This window comes from Flavobacterium sp. 9AF (assembly GCF_902506265.1).
Taxonomy (GTDB): domain Bacteria; phylum Bacteroidota; class Bacteroidia; order Flavobacteriales; family Flavobacteriaceae; genus Flavobacterium.
Genome location: NZ_LR733556.1, coordinates 2,212,515 through 2,228,778 on the forward strand (window position 1 = coordinate 2,212,515; position 16,264 = coordinate 2,228,778).

Consider the following 16,264-nt stretch of genomic DNA (forward strand, 5'->3'; position numbering starts at 1 on the left):
CCCTTGGGGTTGTCAAGTAAATTGAGATTTTTAAAAAATAAATCTCAATTTACTTGACAACCCCTATTTCACAATCGTATATTTGCAACCGTTTTGATTTCAGAAAAAATCTGATTTCTACTATTTTAAATTATAAATGTAACTATGAAGTTATCCAATTTCAATTTTAATTTACCTGAAGAATTATTAGCTGAATTTCCAGCTGAAAATAGAGACGAATCTCGTTTAATGGTTGTGAATCGCAAAACAGGTACAATAGAGCATAAATTATTTAAAGATATTATTGATTATTTCGATGATGGAGATGTTATGGTATTAAATAACACTAAAGTATTTCCTGCTCGTTTGTATGGTAATAAAGAAAAAACAGGAGCTCGTATTGAAGTTTTCTTACTTAGAGAATTAAATGCAGAACAACGTTTATGGGATGTTTTGGTTGATCCTGCTCGTAAAATACGTATTGGAAATAAATTGTATTTTGGTGATGACGATTCATTAGTGGCTGAAGTTATTGACAACACTACTTCTAGAGGAAGAACCTTACGCTTTTTATATGATGGTTCTTATGAAGAATTCAGAGAAAAATTAGTTGAACTTGGAGAAACTCCAATTCCTAAATATATTAACAGAGAAGTTACTCCTGAAGATGCAGAGCGTTATCAAACCATTTATGCAAAAGAAGAAGGAGCAGTTGCAGCGCCAACAGCAGGTTTGCACTTTTCTAAACATTTATTAAAACGTTTAGAAATTAAAGGAATTAATTTTGCTGAAGTTACGCTACATGTTGGTCTTGGAACATTTAATCCCGTTGAAGTAGAAGATTTATCTAAACATAAAATGGATTCTGAAGAAATGGTGATTACTCAAGAAGCTTGTGATATTGTTAATAAAGCAAAATTATCAAAGAAAAAAGTTTGTTGTGTAGGAACTACTTCTATGCGCGCCATGGAAAGTTCTGTTTCTTCTGCTAAAACATTAAACCCTTATGTGGGTTGGACAAATAAATTCATTTATCCTCCTTATGATTTTAGCATTGCAGATTGTATGATTACTAATTTTCATACACCAAAATCAACTTTATTAATGATGATTTCAGCTTTCTGCGGCCATGACTTAATGAAAAAAGCCTACGCTGAAGCAATTGCAGAAAAATATAGATTCTATTCTTATGGTGATGCCATGCTAATATTATAATGTTAGAAATAACTATTTCATAATTTAATCTCATCAGCAATGGTGAGATTTTTTTTGGAACCAATCAAAAGGAATTTTTGTGAGCCATTTTCCTGCTGTACGTTATATTTTTTCTAAAAATGAATTTTAGAAAAAGATACCACTTCCATCAGAGTTAGTCGGGTTTTCTTAAACTGTTTGGAATTTTAATTTAATACATTCAGAATTTTTTTAAAATGAATATAAATAATTAGTATAAATCCTATTAAACAAACTTTCTAAATTAGAAACTTTCAAACCTTTAAACTTTTCAATACTTTTACGCTCATTAAAATAAAAACTAATGAATTTTCAAAATACGAGAGAATTTGCTCAAGAATTAGACCGTCAAGACGAATTAGCGAAATATAGAGAAGAATTTATTTTTCCTCAAGTAAATGGTAAAAATGTAATTTATTTTACTGGAAATTCTTTGGGTTTACAGTCTAAATCTGCAAAAAAATATGTAGAAGAGGTTATGCAAGATTGGGGAAGCCTAGCTGTAGAAGGTCATTTTTATGCAGACAAACCTTGGTGGGATTACCAAGAGCGTTTTTGCCAACCGTTAAGCGAAATTGTAGGTGCTAAACCTACAGAGGTAGGTGTAATGAATACATTAACTGTAAATCTTCATTTGTTGATGGTGTCTTTTTACCAACCTTCTTCAAAAAAATTTAAAATTATTTGTGAAGAAAAAGCTTTTCCATCCGATCAATATATGTTTCAATCGCAAGTAGCATTTCATGCGAAAAGTATTGGATTTGATCCAAAAGAAGCTATCGTTGAAATTAAAAGACGTGATGGAGAGCACAATATTCGACTCGAAGATGTGCTTTCTAAAATTGAGGAAGTTGGTCAGGAATTGGCTTTGGTCTTAATAGGTGGTGTAAATTATTATACCGGTCAAGTTTTTGATATGAAAACGATTACAGAAGCTGGACATAAAGTGGGCGCTTTTGTAGGTTGGGATTTAGCTCATGCTGCTGGAAATATCGTACTGAAATTACACGACTGGAATGTGGATTTTGCAGCTTGGTGTAGTTATAAATACATGAATTCTGGACCTGGAAATGCTTCGGGTTACTTTATTCATGAAAAACATCATAATGACACTACTTTATCTCGTTTTGCAGGTTGGTGGGGACATAATAAGGAACGTCGTTTTCTAATGGAACCTAATTTTGACCCTGCTCGTAGTGCTGATGGTTGGCAAATTAGTAATTTACCAGTATTAACATTGGCCCCATATTTAGCTTCTGTACATATGTTTGCTGAAATTGGTATGCCCAAATTAATTAAAAAAAGAGATTTAATAACGAGTTATTTAGAATTCATCCTTCACGAAATTGATGCTGAGATTGAAGGAACAGAATTTGAAATTATAACTCCTAGTAATCCCAATGAAAGAGCTTGTCAATTATCGGTTTATTTACACGGACAAGGAAGAGCTTTATTTGAGTATTTAATGAAAAATGGAGTGATTACAGATTGGAGGGAACCGAATGTAATTCGATTAGCACCTGTGCCTTTGTATTCTTCTTTCGAAGACATGTATGAATTTGGACAAATATTAAAAAAAGGGATAATTAGATAGTTCGATTAATAGATAATTAGAAGTTTCAAAAACTTACATAATTAAAATATGCACAGATTCAAAGAATTTTCTAGATTTCTTGAAATTGCCATCGGTTCATGTTATGAAATCGAAACGTAACTTTTAATTGCAATTGATTTAGATTTAATTAATAAAGAAACTTCAATTGCACTATTAAATGAATTGAATAAAATTATACCAATGACTTCAAAATTTAAATCAACATTAAAATAATAACATTCTTTAGAGTTCAAATTGATTTCCAAAAATCTAATAATCTAAAAATCTAATAATCTAAAAATCAAAAATGACAAAACAACAAATTATAGAGAACTTTGATCCGAGTCAACCAGGATTAGCGGATGCAACCATTTTTGGCTTGCCTTTTTCAGCTGAACAAAGTGAAATCATTGTAATTCCTGTGCCTTGGGAAGTTACCGTAAGTTATGGTGCTGGAGCATCAGAAGGTCCAGAAGCAATTTTAGATGCTTCTTTTCAAGTGGATTTATTACACCAAGATTTTCCAGATTTATGGAAATTAGGAATCTATATGGACGAAGTTCCTGAACATTGGGCAAAAAATTCAGAAAAATACAAAGGATTGGCACAACCTATTATTGAAGCCTTAGAAAATGGTGAAGATGTTGCTACTTTTCCAGCGTTGCAATCGGATTTAGATAAAATCAATAAAGTGTGTAGAGAGTTGCATACAGAAGTAAAAGAACGTGTGCAATATTGGATGGATAAAGGGAAAAAAGTAGTCCTTTTAGGGGGAGATCATTCTACACCTTTAGGTTATTATGAAGCTTTGGCATCCAAATACGAAAGCTTTGGTATTTTACATTTAGATGCACATATGGATTTGCGAATTGCCTATGAAGGATTTACCTATTCTCATGCATCTATAATGTATAATGCGTTGCAATTGCCTCAAATTAGTAAAATTGTACAAGTTGGTATTCGTGATTTCTGTGAACAAGAAGTCGATGTTGTTACTAAAGAAAATGGAAGAGTTTTAGTGCATACGGATTTAGATTTAAAAAAACAATTGTTTGAAGGCAACACTTGGCAACATTTGTGTGACACGATTATTAATTCATTACCAAGAAAAGTTTGTGTTTCTTTTGATATCGATGCTATGGATGCTTTATATTGTCCTAATACTGGAACACCCGTTCCAGGAGGATTAACCTATGAGCAAGCTGTTTATCTATTAAATCGATTAGTAGAATCAGGAAAAGAAATTATTGGTTTTGATTTAGTAGAAGTAGCACCAGGAGAAAATGATTGGGATGGAAATGTTGGTGCAAGAATGTTGTTCCAAATGTGTGGAGCTTTTGCCAAATCACAAAAAATGGAGGTTGGAGAGAAAATAGTGTTTAAAAAATAAGATTTTTCTGCAAATATTGTTTAAATATAAACTTTTAAAAAAATAATGTAAAATGAATCATGGCTTTTGCGTGTAATTTTGAATTGTTAATTTAAAGATCAGAATTATGAAAAAGTTAATGATAGTGATAGGATTAATTTCAATAGTTTCATGTAAGCATACTGATACTGAAATGGAACTAGCAAAACAAGAAGTTATAGATTCGATACAAGTAGCACAAGAAAAACAACGTGTTATCGATTCTATGAAATTAGTCACAGTAAAAGAGAAAGAAGTAATTTATGTAAATAATAATCCCCAAACTACTACTGTTACTGAAAGAAAAGGAATGAGCAATGCAGCTAAAGGGGCTTTAATTGGAGCTGGAGTAGGTGCTGCAACAGGTGCTATTGTAAGTGATAAAAAAGGTACTGGTGCCATCATTGGTGGATTAGCAGGTGCTGGTGTAGGTGCTGGTACTGGAGCAATAATTGACGAAAAGAAAAAGAAAGAATAGTTAAAGTTAGGTTAGGTAGGTTGATAAGGGTTGGGATAAAATTTGTCTCAACCCTTTTTTAATATTTGTTTAGATTAGTAATAATATCTTGTGCTTTTTCTTTAATTTTGGATAATTCTTCAGGTTTTATTTTTTCAAGAAGTGCTAGCATCATTGCCATTCTTGGATTATTTTTAAAATGATCTTTTTTATCATCTAAAAAATTCCAATACAAACTATTGAACGGACAAGCCTTGTTGCCTATTTTTTCTTTTACTTTATAATGACAATCTTTGCAATAATTACTCATTTTATGGATATAACTTCCTGAGGAAACATAAGGCTTTGTTGCTAAAATACCACCATCCGCATACTGACTCATGCCTCTTGTATTGGGTAATTCTACCCACTCTATAGCATCAATGTAAACTCCTAAATACCATGCGTCTACCACATCAGGATGTAACTGGGTGAGCAAAGAAAAATTACCAATTACCATTAACCTTTGAATGTGATGCGCATAAGCTTCGTTTAAACTTTGATGTAAACTATGTTGCATACATTTCATTTTGGTTTTGCCAGTCCAATAAAAATCGGGTAGTTTATTGTAATTTTCTAATGTATTTAACGTAGCATACTTTGGCATTTCTTTCCAATAAATACCTCTTACATATTCTCTCCAGCCTATAATTTGTCTTACAAAGCCCTCTATTTGAGCAATGTCAATTGTACTTTTATTTTTTTCATAATAAGAAACTACCGTTTCAATTACTTCTTTTGGAGATATCATTTTTGAATTCATCGCAAATGATAATCGAGAATGAAAAAGAAACGAATCGTTACTATACAAAGCATCTTGAAATGCACCAAAATGTTCTAAAAGATTTTTACAAAAATAGGTCAGTAAAGAAAGACTTTCTTTTCTATTGGTAGGCCAAGGGAAATTAGCTGTATCAATGGAGCCAAACGTTTTTACGCCCGCTTTTTCAATTTCTTCAACCAATTTGGTTACGTCTTTTTCATATAATAAGGGTTTTGGAATTGCAATTTCTTCATTGTATTTATTTCTATTTTTATGATCAAAATTCCATTTTCCACCTAGAGGTTGGTCATTAATCATTAAAATATGATGTTTCTTACGCATCATGCGATAAAAATTTTCCATCAGAAGATTTTTTTTTCCTTCAAAGAAGGTAGCTAATTCGGTTCTAGTAGTATAAAAATGTTCCGTATCAAAAGCTTCAGAATTAATTTTTAGATTGTTACAAATTGCTTTCAGTTGTTGGTCTAACCGAAATTCATCCGGTAATTGATATTCGAATTTTTCAATTTGTTTTTCTTCAATAACTTGTGCGATTATTTTTTCTAAACTTTGAAGGTTTTTTGGTTCTGAAATAGTGAAATAGACAATTTGATGCCCAGCTTTTTCAATAGCTTCAGCAAAATTGCGCATGGATAGAAAAAAAGCGACTACTTTTTGAATGTGATGTTTCACATAATCGGTTTCCTGACGCATTTCTGCCATTAGATAAATGGTATTTTTATTTTTTTCTTTAAACCAAGAATGTTTTGCATTGAGTTGGTCACCTAGTACAAGTCGCAGTTTTTTCATGCTTATTATTTGTTAGTTATGATTCTTTTCTATTTCATTGGTTTAACCAAAGTTTTTGATAGTCACCATTTGCATCGTATAGTTCTGCTTGTCTTTGAATATTGAATTTTCTATCTCTAGGGTCATTACCCACTCCAGCAGTGTACATCCAATTGCCATAATTTGAATGCACATCATAATCTATAAGCATGCTTTCAAAATAGGCAGCACCCATTCTCCAATCTTGTTGCCATTCTTTTGCCCAAAAACTCGCTACGTTTTGTCGGCCTCGATTGCTCATAAATCCCGTTTTTGCTAATTCTATCATATTGGCATTCACAAAAGGTTCGTTGGTTTGCCCTAGAATCCACTGGTTAAAAGCTTTTGAATTAGTCTTCCAATGGTATTCTTTGTCTAAAATGCCTTGTAGTTGAAATATTTTGGAGCCTTGTTGGAAGGAAATATATTTAAAATAATCACGCCAAAGAAGTTCAAAGAACAACCAATAGGTATCTTCATTAGCACCTATAGCACTTTCATAATCTTTAATTTTCCAATAAATAGTTTTGGCTGAAAGGCTACCGTTGGCTAACCAAGATGAAAATTTCGAACTATAATTGGTTCCAATTAATCCATTTCGGGTTTGTTTGTAGTGCGATAGATTTTGGGTTTCCCAAAAATAATTTTCTAAACGTAGTAAGGCTTGATTTTCCCCTCCTTTAAATGGAAATGCTGTATTTGGATGTTTTTCAAATGTTTGAAAACCTAAATCTTCTAAAGTTGGTAAGAGCGTGTTGTTTGGAATAAAATTTTCATGTGGTTGTTTTTGGATGGAAATAGTTGGTGAAATGCTACCTTCTTTTTCACATTTTTTTCTAAAATCGGTAAAGATTTTTGGAATAGTTTTTATTTCAAAGGGAATATTTTCAGGTAAAAATAGAAACTGATCATAACTTTCTACAAATGGAATATTTTTGAATTTTTCCTGAGATTGAAGTTGACTTTTGATATTTTGACTCACACAAACTTCTTCATTAGTCCATTCTTTTTGAGTGTAAATGCTGTCAATTTGATGTTCTTCAACTAATTTAGGAATTATATCTTCTGGTTTTTCTTGATAAACGAATAAAGAAATATTTTTCTTTTTTAAATTTTCTTTTAATTCAGCTACGGTTTCAATAAGAAATTGTGCTCGAAACTTTTCTGTTTTTTTAAAGCCATAGTTTGTAATTGCAAAATGTCTAGGATCAAAACAATACACACCAATACATGTTTTTGAGTTTTGAATAGCTTTAAGTAAGGAGAGATTATCCGCTACACGTAAATCATTTCTAAACCAGACTAAATTATTTTTCATTTCTATATTTTGAAGTTGATCTTTACAAATAACTATTTATGTATTCATTTTATTTCTCCTACATTTTTCACTGCAATACATTACTTCCTCCCAATTTTTCATCCATTTCTTTCTCCATGTAAAGAATAACCCACATTTTTTACATTTTTTTTCTGGTAAGTGTACTTTCTTGTGTGTCATTTTTTTGAAAAATAAAAGTTATTTTTGTTTAACAAAAATAATAAATTATTAAACAAAATATGTTTCTAAATAAAAAAAGTAACTTTTCTCTTAGCTTGCTTCTTTTTTATTACTTATTTTTGTGTGAAGAAATAGTTAATAATGCAGAATCCCAAAGAAATTGCTGTAGTAGGAGCTGGTTTAGTCGGTTCACTTTTAGCCATATATTTAAAAAGAGCAGGACATAAAGTAGATGTATATGATAGAAGTCCAGATATCAGAAAAATAAATTTTACAGGTCGTTCCATAAATTTAGTCTTATCCGATAGAGGTTTACGAGCATTAAAAGAAGTAAACTTAGATCAAGAAATCATAAAAATTGGTATTCCAGTTGATAAACGATGTATTCATACAGGTCAGGATACCTTAACCTATCAATCTTATGGAAAAGATGGAGAAGTGATTTATTCTTTGTCTCGTGGCTTGTTAAATAAAAAAATGGTTGATTTAGCGGTTGCAGAAGGAATTAATTTTCACTTTGAAAGTAAGATTTGGGATGTAACTTTGTCTACTGCAACCTTACATACAGGTCAGGAAGAAAGAGGAGAATGGACTGAAATAAAGCATGATTTGGTTTTTGGTGCTGACGGAGCTTTCTCAAGAATTAGACATCGCATGCAACGACAAAGTATGTTTAACTATTCTCAAGAATTCTTACAATTAGGGTATAAAGAATTACACATTCCTGCCAATCCAGACGGAACGCATAAATTAGACAAACATTCCTTACACATTTGGCCTAGAGGACAATTTATGTTGATGGCTTTGGCTAATTTAGATGGCACTTTTACTTGTACTTTGTTTATGCCTCATGATGGAGACAATTCTTTTGCTTCCTTGAAAGACGAACAAGACCTAGTGCGTTTCTTTGCCGAACATTTTCCAGATACCAAAGAGGTAATTCCTAATTTGGTTGAAGATTTTTTTAAAAATCCAACGTCTTATTTGGTAACCATGAAATGTTATCCTTGGACATATGCCGATAAAGTGGCTTTAATAGGTGACGCTTGTCATGCTATTGTGCCTTTTTATGGACATGGAATGAATGCAGGTTTTGAAGATATTACTGTTTTAAAAGAAATGATGACTAAATATGGTGATGATTGGGCCAACTTATTAAATGATTATGAAAATTCTCGTAAACCAGATACCGATGCCATAGCGGAATTATCCTATAGAAACTTTATTGAGATGAGTTCTAAAACGGCAAATCCGAAGTTTATCTTACAGAAAAAAATCGAAAGATGGTTTTCTGAAAAACATCCTGATAAATGGGTACCGTTATATAGTATGGTTACTTTTAGTCATCAACCTTATTCTGAAGCTTTAGCTATTGGTGACAAACAAGATGCTATTATGCAGGAAATATTAACCATAGATAATATTGAGCAAATTTGGGAAACCGAACCAATTGAACATAGGATATTAGCTATGCTAAAAGAAAATTAATTTTTTTGCTTCCAAAAATAAAGATTACATTTGATAGAATATAATCTTTATTTTATGGCTGAAGCTTTACTTTTAATTGTTTTAGTATTGTTGTTAATTATTTTGTCGAATTTAAATTCTAAGAATAAAGAAATACAAAATTCTATTTATAAGTTACATGAAAAATTCAATGATCTTAAAAAGGAATTAGATACTAAAACTTTTGAAAAAGAACAGGTAAAAGAAACAAGACATGAAGCAATTGTTAAAGAGCAAACTGTTGAACCTGTAATAGTTCAAAAACCTATAGAAGTAGTTCCTAAACAAAAGGAACCAGAAATTATAAAACCTGTTACAGAGAAGCCTATAGAAATAGTTGCGAAAATCGAAGCTAAACCTATTTCAGAAAAAACACATTCTCCTAAGCCAATATTAGTTCCTAGGAAATCTTGGTACGAAACCTTTAAAGAGAACAATCCCGATTTAGAAAAATTCATTGGTGAAAACCTGATTAACAAAATAGGAATTCTAATTCTTGTTTTAGGGATAAGTTTCTTTGTTAAATTTGCTATCGATAAAGATTGGATTAACGAACCCGCTCGCGTAGGAATTGGAATTTTGGCAGGTTCTCTAGTAATGTTTATTGCGAATAAACTGAGGAAAAGTTACGCTGCTTTTAGTTCTGTGTTAGTTGCTGGAGCAGTAAGTATCTTTTACTTTACCATTTCTATTGCTTTTCATGATTATCATTTGTTTAGTCAAACTGTAGCGTTTATCATAATGGTTGTGATTACGGCTTTTAGTAGTTTGGTCTCTGTTTCGTACAATCGTCAAGAATTAGCTGTTTTGTCTTTAATAGGAGGTTTTGCAGTTCCTTTTATGGTAAGTACAGGATCCGGAAATTATATAGTTTTGTTTACTTATATTGCTATTTTAAACTGTGGAATTTTAGCTATTGCCTATTTTAAAAAATGGAATGTCGTTACTGTTTTGTCTTTCGTATTTACAACTTTACTGTTTTTATCTTGGTACATTAGAGAATTATTTGATAATAAATTGCCTCATCAAGGTGCCCTTGGTTTTGCTACCTTATTCTACTTTACTTTTAGCGTTATTTTAGTGATTAATAATATTAGAAAAAAAGGGAGTTTCTCTTTAATTGAATATTTTATATTAATCCTAAATACTTTCTTCTTTTTTGGAATTGGTATGGGAATTATACATAATTGGGGAGTAAATTTTAAAGGTCTTTTCACCATATTATTAGCCGTTTATAACTTAGTTTATGCTGCTATTTTGTATAAGAAATTTGGTTTAGATAAAAATGCTGTTTATTTATTAATTGGGTTAGCACTTACTTTTGTTACCTTAACGATACCTATTCAATTTGAAGGCAATCAAATTACGATATTTTGGGCAGCTGAAGGTGTGTTGTTATTTTGGTTGTCTCAGAAATCGAAGATTGGGTATTTTAAAACAGGAGCTTTTATTGTTCAGATTTTGACAATTATCAGTTTGTTATTGGATTGGACGAAATACGATTATCCTGTTACTCCTTTAACAGTTATTTTAAATCCGTTGTTTGTTTCAGGATTTGTGGTGAGTTTGTCTTTCTTTATAACTTATTGGTTACTTAAAAAGGAAAAAGGCGAAGTGAAAGTCGCTTTATTTTCAATATCTTTTTACCAAAAAGCATTTTTTATAATTGCGGTTATTGCAACTTATTTTACTGGGTTTTTAGAAGTAAATTATCAATCAAGTCAGTACTTACTTAATCCAGTATCTTCTTTGTCATTTCCTGTAACTTATCATTTTGTATTTATAGCTATTGCACTTATTTTGGCTGATAAATTTAAGAATATCGTTCTTCAAAAAGCAGTATTAGGTATTAGTGTTTTTTCCATAATAGTATATATAGTTGATTTTTATAGTTTACCAAATAATGAACTGATTCAAAATTTTGCTTTAAATACGAATAGTAAATATGCTTTCTATTTTCATTATATTATATTAGGGTGTCTAATTTATTTCGGATACCAATTAGTACAGCTTGCTAAGTCTGAACCTAAAATTCAGTTTTTGCAAATGAAAATAATGCCTTGGTTGTTTGTATTTGCAACAGTTTATGTTTTGAGTAATGAAATATTGGTGCATGGATTACATTTTTCTGCAACTCATCAAGTAGATATAAAAGAGATCAATGCTGATTTAGTTAAAAGAGGAATTTCGGATACATATACGCTACAATATGAAAGAGAATACGCAACAAAAATGGAACTAGGAAAAATTAAACGACAAATTATAAAAATTGGCTATCCTATACTGTGGGGCTTGTTTTCTTTTGCGTTCTTAATTATTGGTATTAAAAAACAATTGAAAAACCTTCGTATTATTGCGCTTTCCTTATTGGGAATAACTATTTTAAAATTATTTGTGTATGATATTAAAAACGTTTCCGAAACGGGTAAAATTATAGCCTTTATTCTATTAGGTGTTTTAATTTTAATTATTTCTTTTGTATATCAAAAAATCAAAAAGTTAGTAGTGGATGAACAACCAAAATCAAATGCAGATGAAAAAATGGATTAGTTCAGTAGTTTTAGTAGTTTCAGTTTTTGGGTGGTCCCAAAATTATAAAGGAGAAATAAAAAATATACAAACCAATAGTTTATATCAAATAGAACTTACTCCTGAAATTAGGGCTGCTGCTCAAGAAGATTTACGTTATTTTAGAATTTTTGATACTAATAAAAGTGAAGTTCCTTATGTTATATCTAATTATAATGGAGAATCAGAAAGATATATTTCATTTAAGATTATTTCTAAAAAAAGTATAAGAGATTCTATTACATCTATTGTAATTCAAAATGAAACTGGAAAGAAAATTAACCACATCAATTTGAATATTAGCAATGCTGCATTAACAAAACAATATAATGTAAGTGGAAGTTATAATGATGAAGAATGGTTTGGATTAGTAGCGAATGAAACCTTAGGGAATTTGGTAGCAACCAAAGGAACGGCATTAGAAAAGATGATTTATTTTCCTGAAAATGATTATCCATTTCTAAAAATTGAATTTAATGATAAAAAATCTCTTCCTATTAATGTTCAAGCGATAGGAATTTATGAAAGTCAATTTTTAGCTGAAAAGCAAATTGAAATTACAGCCTTTGCTTATAAAATATCAGAAGATAAACAAAGAAAAGTAACTCAAGTTGTTTTTTCTGCGGAAAAGAGTTATCAAATAGACGCAATTTCCTTTGAAATCGCAACTGAATTATATGCACGTGAAGCTATTATTACGAGAAAAGAAAAAATAAAAAACAAAAAAACAACTACTATAAGAAATCAACTTTTAAGTTCATTCCTTTTAAACTCAAAAATGAATTCAAAAATTAAAGTTAGTAATTTGAACGAAAAAGAATTCACTATTGAAATTGAAAATAAGGACAATCAACCCTTAGAAATTACAAATATCCAATTATTTCAAAATCCGATTACTATTATTTCAAGATTAAAAACCAATGAAAGGTATGAAGTGGTTATTGATTCTACTTATTCAAAACCAACCTATGATTTGGTTAATTTTATGGAAAGTTTTACTGTTGGAATGCCTAAAGTTACTATTACTAATTTTCATAAAATAGAAAAAGAGAAACACATAAAAGGAAAGTCTTTTTGGCAAACGAATCTATTTATGTGGTTTTGTATTGTTATAGGAATAGGAATTGTAATTTATTTTGCTTTAGGTTTGTTGAAAGACATGAAAAAGGAATGATTCAATTTTAGCTTCAAAATTCAACTTTCCAATTTACAACATAAAACCAAAAACACACAACTTACTTATAACAGATAACTGAAATATGTGAACAGACACCTAATCCTCCTCTCGATGCACTTTCTGAAAATCAAATGCTGGTTTGCAAATCGCTAAATATTCACAAGGTAATTCAAATGGGTTTGAATATTGTACTCTAGTATTCGCTTCAATTTTTATGGATTGACCCGCTTCTAAGATTAGGGTTTCACCTTCAATAATGAATTGTTTTTTACCAGAGATAATGTAAGTATATTCTTCAAATTCTGGAGTTTGAAAAGGTTCACTCCAACCTGGAGGTGCCACCATATGTGCAATAGAAATAGCATGATTATTTGTGGCAACAATACCGTGATGTTCTTCTATTAATTTACCATCGGTAGTAGGAACTACAAAAGGTTCTTTTTGTAGGGTATATTTTTTCATTTTGATGTCATTGCGAGGCACGAAGCAATCTCCTCATTATAATTAAACAATCATTATATTTTCAATTTCGCTAAATAAATTATTCCATTTAGGATTCGTTTTTTCTATTAAGCCTATTTTTGTAGCTCTTGAACCAGCTTTAAGTTGTTTTTCTCTTGCAATAGCATCTCCAATCTGCTGAAATTGCTCAAAATAAACTAATTTATTCAAATTATATCTAGAAGAAAATGAATTTTCATATCGTTTTTCTATGTGTTCCAAAATCCTTTTTGGCAAATTACTTGTAACTCCGATGTATAAAGTAGTATTGTTTTTATTGGTAATTATATATACGAATCCAGGTTTCATTTGTATGAAGTTTAGTTTTAGATTGCTTCGTTCCTCGCAATGACTAATTATTACTTCTTTAGCATTTTCATTAAAACGCCCATGGCTCCTCTAATAAATGTGGCACTGGTTAATACTTTTACAACCCCTTTGGTAACTGTATTAGTTGTAGAAGAACTTCTACTAGACGAACTAGTTTTTTTTGCTTCTTTCTCTTTTTGTTTTTTTTCTTCTTCTTTTGCAGCAGCTTCTTGTGCTTCTTCTATTTTTTTACCTAAAATTTCATAAGCACTTTCTCTGTCAATTACTTCGTTGTATTTTTTTGTTAATTTAGATTTAGAAATGGCATCATTAATTTCTGTTTCTGTTAATACATCCATTCTACTCATTGGCGCACGAAGCATTGTTGCAGCTAAGGGTGTCGGAATTCCTTTTTCATTCAACGCTGTTACAAATGCTTCTCCAATTCCTAAAGAAGTAAGAATTTCATCGGTTTTGTAAAATTCTGAAATTGGATAATTTTGAGAAGTTTCTTTAATTGCTTTTCTATCATTAGCTGTAAAAGCACGTAATGCATGTTGGATTTTTAACCCCAATTGAGCCAATACACTACTGGGAACATCCATAGGATTTTGTGTAATGAAATATATACCAATGCCTTTGGAACGAATCAATTTTACAATGGTTTCTATTTGATCTAGTAACACTTTGCTTGCCTGATCAAAAATCAAATGCGCCTCGTCTATAAAAATAACCAACTCAGGTCTTCCAGCATCACCTTGTTCAGGCATTGTATTGTAAATTTCAGCCAATAAGCTCAACATAAAGGTAGAGAAAAGTTTCGGTCTGTCTTGAATATCTGTCAAACGAATAATGTTGATATACCCATTCCCATTTTGATCAATACGCATTAAATCGTCAACTTCAAATGATTTTTCTCCGAAAAAGAGTTCGGCTCCTTGTTGCTCTAGTTCAATAATTTTTCTTAAAATAGAACCCGTAGAGGAAGTAGAAATTCGTCCATATTCTTTTTCAAATTCTTCTTTACCTTCTTCAGTCGAATATTGAAGTGCTTTTTTAAAATCTTTTAAATCTAGAAGTGGAATTTGTCTGTCATCACAGTATTTAAAAATAACCGATACTACTCCAGATTGGGTATCATTTAAATCTAATATACGTGAAAATAAAACCGGACCAAATTCAGAAACAGTGGCACGCAATCGAACACCATTTTGTTCTGAAATAGTCATTAATTCTACAGGAAAACCTTTGGTTTCATAAGGTAAAGTTATTTTTGCATGCCTTTCTGTTATAAAAGCCTTTTCTTCTCCAGGAACTGCTACACCAGAAAAATCTCCTTTAATATCCATCATTAAGACAGGAATACCATTTTGCGATAATTGTTCTGATAAAACTTGAATAGTTTTTGTTTTACCGGTACCTGTTGCACCTGCAATGAGACCATGTCGGTTTAACGTTTTTAAGGGAATGTTTACATGGGTATTTGGGATAGGTTGTCCATCCAAAATGGCACCACCAAGCGTAATAAAATCCCCTTTACAAGTATATCCTTCAATTATATGTTTACTGAAATCTTCTGTTTTGCTCATCTTTAGTGAAATTTAAATTCAAATGTAATCATTATGAATAACAATTTCAAGAATCAATAACAATTTCAAGATTCCATCGTGTGCTATTTTTATGTAGCTCTAATTTTCTGACGTCTAACGTCTAACTTCTAACTTCAAATTGTATCTTTGCAAACTATTTTAATGAGAAATGTTACAAAAAGAAATACAGTTGGCAGTTGACAAAGGAGAAATGTTGCCTTTAATGGAAGAGTTTTATACGATTCAAGGTGAAGGATATCATACAGGAAGAGCGGCCTATTTTATACGAATTGGGGGTTGTGATGTAGGTTGTCATTGGTGTGATGTTAAAGAAAGTTGGAATGCCGATTTACATCCTCCAACTGCTACAAATGTTATTGTTGCAAATGCAAAAAAATATGCTGAAACAGTCGTGATTACTGGTGGCGAGCCACTTACGTGGGATATGAGTTATATAACATCTCAATTAAAAGCATCTGGTTTACAGGTGCATATTGAAACTTCAGGAGCTTATCCAGTAAGTGGAACTTGGGATTGGTTTTGTTTGTCACCCAAAAAAATGAAATTACCAGTACAAAGTGCTTATGATATTGCCAATGAATTAAAAGTAATTATCTACAATAAGCATGATTTTCAATTTGCTGAAGAACAAGCGGCTAAAGTGAATAAAAATGCTATTTTATTTTTACAACCTGAATGGAGTAAAAAAGAAGAAATGACCCCTTTGATTATAGATTATGTGATGAATAATCCAAAGTGGAGAATTTCACTGCAAACTCATAAATATTTGAATATTCCTTAAATAAATTTAATAT

Annotated in this window: 14 protein-coding genes; 8 read left to right on the forward strand and 6 right to left on the reverse strand. The window is 30.9% G+C overall.

Features of this window, described 5'->3' with window-relative positions; all coding sequences use genetic code 11:
• Nucleotides 1–144: 144 nt before the first annotated feature.
• The 4 genes from queA (at nt 145) to HALO113_RS09970 (ending at nt 4,692) form a co-directional block, all read left to right on the forward strand.
• Entirely contained in the window at nt 145–1,194 is a 1,050-nt protein-coding gene (gene queA / locus HALO113_RS09955; RefSeq protein ID WP_159778879.1) for a tRNA preQ1(34) S-adenosylmethionine ribosyltransferase-isomerase QueA, read from the forward strand.
• A 322-nt stretch (nt 1,195–1,516) separates the two neighbouring features.
• Nucleotides 1,517–2,806 (forward strand): kynureninase, encoded by a 1,290-nt coding sequence (kynU, locus tag HALO113_RS09960; protein ID WP_159778880.1) that lies wholly within the window; start codon nt 1,517–1,519, stop codon nt 2,804–2,806.
• A 307-nt stretch (nt 2,807–3,113) separates the two neighbouring features.
• On the forward strand, nt 3,114–4,196 hold the full coding sequence (locus HALO113_RS09965; protein WP_159778881.1) for an agmatinase family protein: 1,083 nt from the start codon (nt 3,114–3,116) through the stop codon (nt 4,194–4,196).
• A 106-nt stretch (nt 4,197–4,302) separates the two neighbouring features.
• Nucleotides 4,303–4,692: a YMGG-like glycine zipper-containing protein gene (locus tag HALO113_RS09970; protein ID WP_159778882.1), complete on the forward strand. Its 390-nt coding sequence runs from the start codon at nt 4,303–4,305 to the stop codon at nt 4,690–4,692.
• Nucleotides 4,693–4,750: 58 nt separating this feature from the next.
• On the opposite strand, the gene HALO113_RS09975 is transcribed toward HALO113_RS09970, so the two are convergent.
• Genes HALO113_RS09975 through HALO113_RS09985 form a run of 3 tightly spaced genes read right to left on the reverse strand, consistent with a single transcriptional unit; the run spans nt 4,751 to nt 7,799 of the window.
• A complete protein-coding gene (locus HALO113_RS09975; RefSeq protein ID WP_159778883.1) occupies nt 4,751–6,283 on the reverse strand; it encodes a cryptochrome/photolyase family protein in 1,533 nt (510 codons plus the stop codon).
• A gap of 34 nt (nt 6,284–6,317) precedes the next feature.
• A complete protein-coding gene (locus tag HALO113_RS09980) occupies nt 6,318–7,619 on the reverse strand; it encodes a DASH family cryptochrome (protein WP_159778884.1) in 1,302 nt (433 codons plus the stop codon).
• 36 nt (nt 7,620–7,655) lie between these two features.
• The gene (locus HALO113_RS09985) at nt 7,656–7,799 is read right to left on the reverse strand and encodes a DUF2256 domain-containing protein (protein ID WP_159778885.1); all 144 of its coding nucleotides are present in this window, start codon (nt 7,797–7,799) and stop codon (nt 7,656–7,658) included.
• Between the two features lie 141 nt (nt 7,800–7,940).
• Between HALO113_RS09985 and HALO113_RS09990 the strand changes: the two genes are divergently transcribed.
• From HALO113_RS09990 to HALO113_RS10000, 3 genes are read left to right on the forward strand one after another with little or no spacing between them, the layout of a single operon-like run.
• Nucleotides 7,941–9,287 carry an NAD(P)/FAD-dependent oxidoreductase gene (locus HALO113_RS09990; RefSeq protein WP_159778886.1) on the forward strand — a complete coding sequence of 449 codons (1,347 nt, stop codon included), beginning with the start codon at nt 7,941–7,943 and terminating at the stop codon, nt 9,285–9,287.
• A gap of 54 nt (nt 9,288–9,341) precedes the next feature.
• The gene (locus HALO113_RS09995) at nt 9,342–11,855 is read left to right on the forward strand and encodes a DUF2339 domain-containing protein (protein ID WP_159778887.1); all 2,514 of its coding nucleotides are present in this window, start codon (nt 9,342–9,344) and stop codon (nt 11,853–11,855) included.
• A complete protein-coding gene (locus tag HALO113_RS10000) occupies nt 11,839–13,047 on the forward strand; it encodes a hypothetical protein (RefSeq protein WP_159778888.1) in 1,209 nt (402 codons plus the stop codon). Before HALO113_RS09995 ends, HALO113_RS10000 begins: the two co-directional genes overlap by 17 nt.
• A 99-nt stretch (nt 13,048–13,146) precedes the next feature.
• On the opposite strand, the gene HALO113_RS10005 is transcribed toward HALO113_RS10000, so the two are convergent.
• From HALO113_RS10005 to HALO113_RS10015, 3 genes are read right to left on the reverse strand one after another with little or no spacing between them, the layout of a single operon-like run.
• On the reverse strand, nt 13,147–13,512 hold the full coding sequence (locus HALO113_RS10005) for a cupin domain-containing protein (RefSeq protein WP_159778889.1): 366 nt from the start codon (nt 13,510–13,512) through the stop codon (nt 13,147–13,149).
• Between the two features lie 42 nt (nt 13,513–13,554).
• Nucleotides 13,555–13,860 carry a GIY-YIG nuclease family protein gene (locus HALO113_RS10010; RefSeq protein ID WP_159778890.1) on the reverse strand — a complete coding sequence of 102 codons (306 nt, stop codon included), beginning with the start codon at nt 13,858–13,860 and terminating at the stop codon, nt 13,555–13,557.
• A gap of 50 nt (nt 13,861–13,910) precedes the next feature.
• On the reverse strand, nt 13,911–15,449 hold the full coding sequence (locus HALO113_RS10015; protein WP_159778891.1) for a helicase HerA-like domain-containing protein: 1,539 nt from the start codon (nt 15,447–15,449) through the stop codon (nt 13,911–13,913).
• Between the two features lie 169 nt (nt 15,450–15,618).
• Between HALO113_RS10015 and HALO113_RS10020 the strand changes: the two genes are divergently transcribed.
• Nucleotides 15,619–16,251, forward strand: a complete 633-nt coding sequence (locus tag HALO113_RS10020) for a 7-carboxy-7-deazaguanine synthase QueE (RefSeq protein ID WP_159778892.1) — start codon at nt 15,619–15,621, stop codon at nt 16,249–16,251.
• Nucleotides 16,252–16,264: the final 13 nt, after the last annotated feature.

Coding starts and splice junctions, on each gene's coding strand:
- queA (WP_159778879.1), top strand. CDS start 145: ATGAAGTTATCCAATTTCAATTTTAATTTACCTGAAGAATTATTAGCT.
- kynU (WP_159778880.1), top strand. CDS start 1,517: ATGAATTTTCAAAATACGAGAGAATTTGCTCAAGAATTAGACCGTCAA.
- HALO113_RS09965 (WP_159778881.1), top strand. CDS start 3,114: ATGACAAAACAACAAATTATAGAGAACTTTGATCCGAGTCAACCAGGA.
- HALO113_RS09970 (WP_159778882.1), top strand. CDS start 4,303: ATGAAAAAGTTAATGATAGTGATAGGATTAATTTCAATAGTTTCATGT.
- HALO113_RS09975 (WP_159778883.1), bottom strand. CDS start 6,283: ATGAAAAAACTGCGACTTGTACTAGGTGACCAACTCAATGCAAAACAT.
- HALO113_RS09980 (WP_159778884.1), bottom strand. CDS start 7,619: ATGAAAAATAATTTAGTCTGGTTTAGAAATGATTTACGTGTAGCGGAT.
- HALO113_RS09985 (WP_159778885.1), bottom strand. CDS start 7,799: ATGACACACAAGAAAGTACACTTACCAGAAAAAAAATGTAAAAAATGT.
- HALO113_RS09990 (WP_159778886.1), top strand. CDS start 7,941: ATGCAGAATCCCAAAGAAATTGCTGTAGTAGGAGCTGGTTTAGTCGGT.
- HALO113_RS09995 (WP_159778887.1), top strand. CDS start 9,342: ATGGCTGAAGCTTTACTTTTAATTGTTTTAGTATTGTTGTTAATTATT.
- HALO113_RS10000 (WP_159778888.1), top strand. CDS start 11,839: ATGAAAAAATGGATTAGTTCAGTAGTTTTAGTAGTTTCAGTTTTTGGG.
- HALO113_RS10005 (WP_159778889.1), bottom strand. CDS start 13,512: ATGAAAAAATATACCCTACAAAAAGAACCTTTTGTAGTTCCTACTACC.
- HALO113_RS10010 (WP_159778890.1), bottom strand. CDS start 13,860: ATGAAACCTGGATTCGTATATATAATTACCAATAAAAACAATACTACT.
- HALO113_RS10015 (WP_159778891.1), bottom strand. CDS start 15,449: ATGAGCAAAACAGAAGATTTCAGTAAACATATAATTGAAGGATATACT.
- HALO113_RS10020 (WP_159778892.1), top strand. CDS start 15,619: ATGTTACAAAAAGAAATACAGTTGGCAGTTGACAAAGGAGAAATGTTG.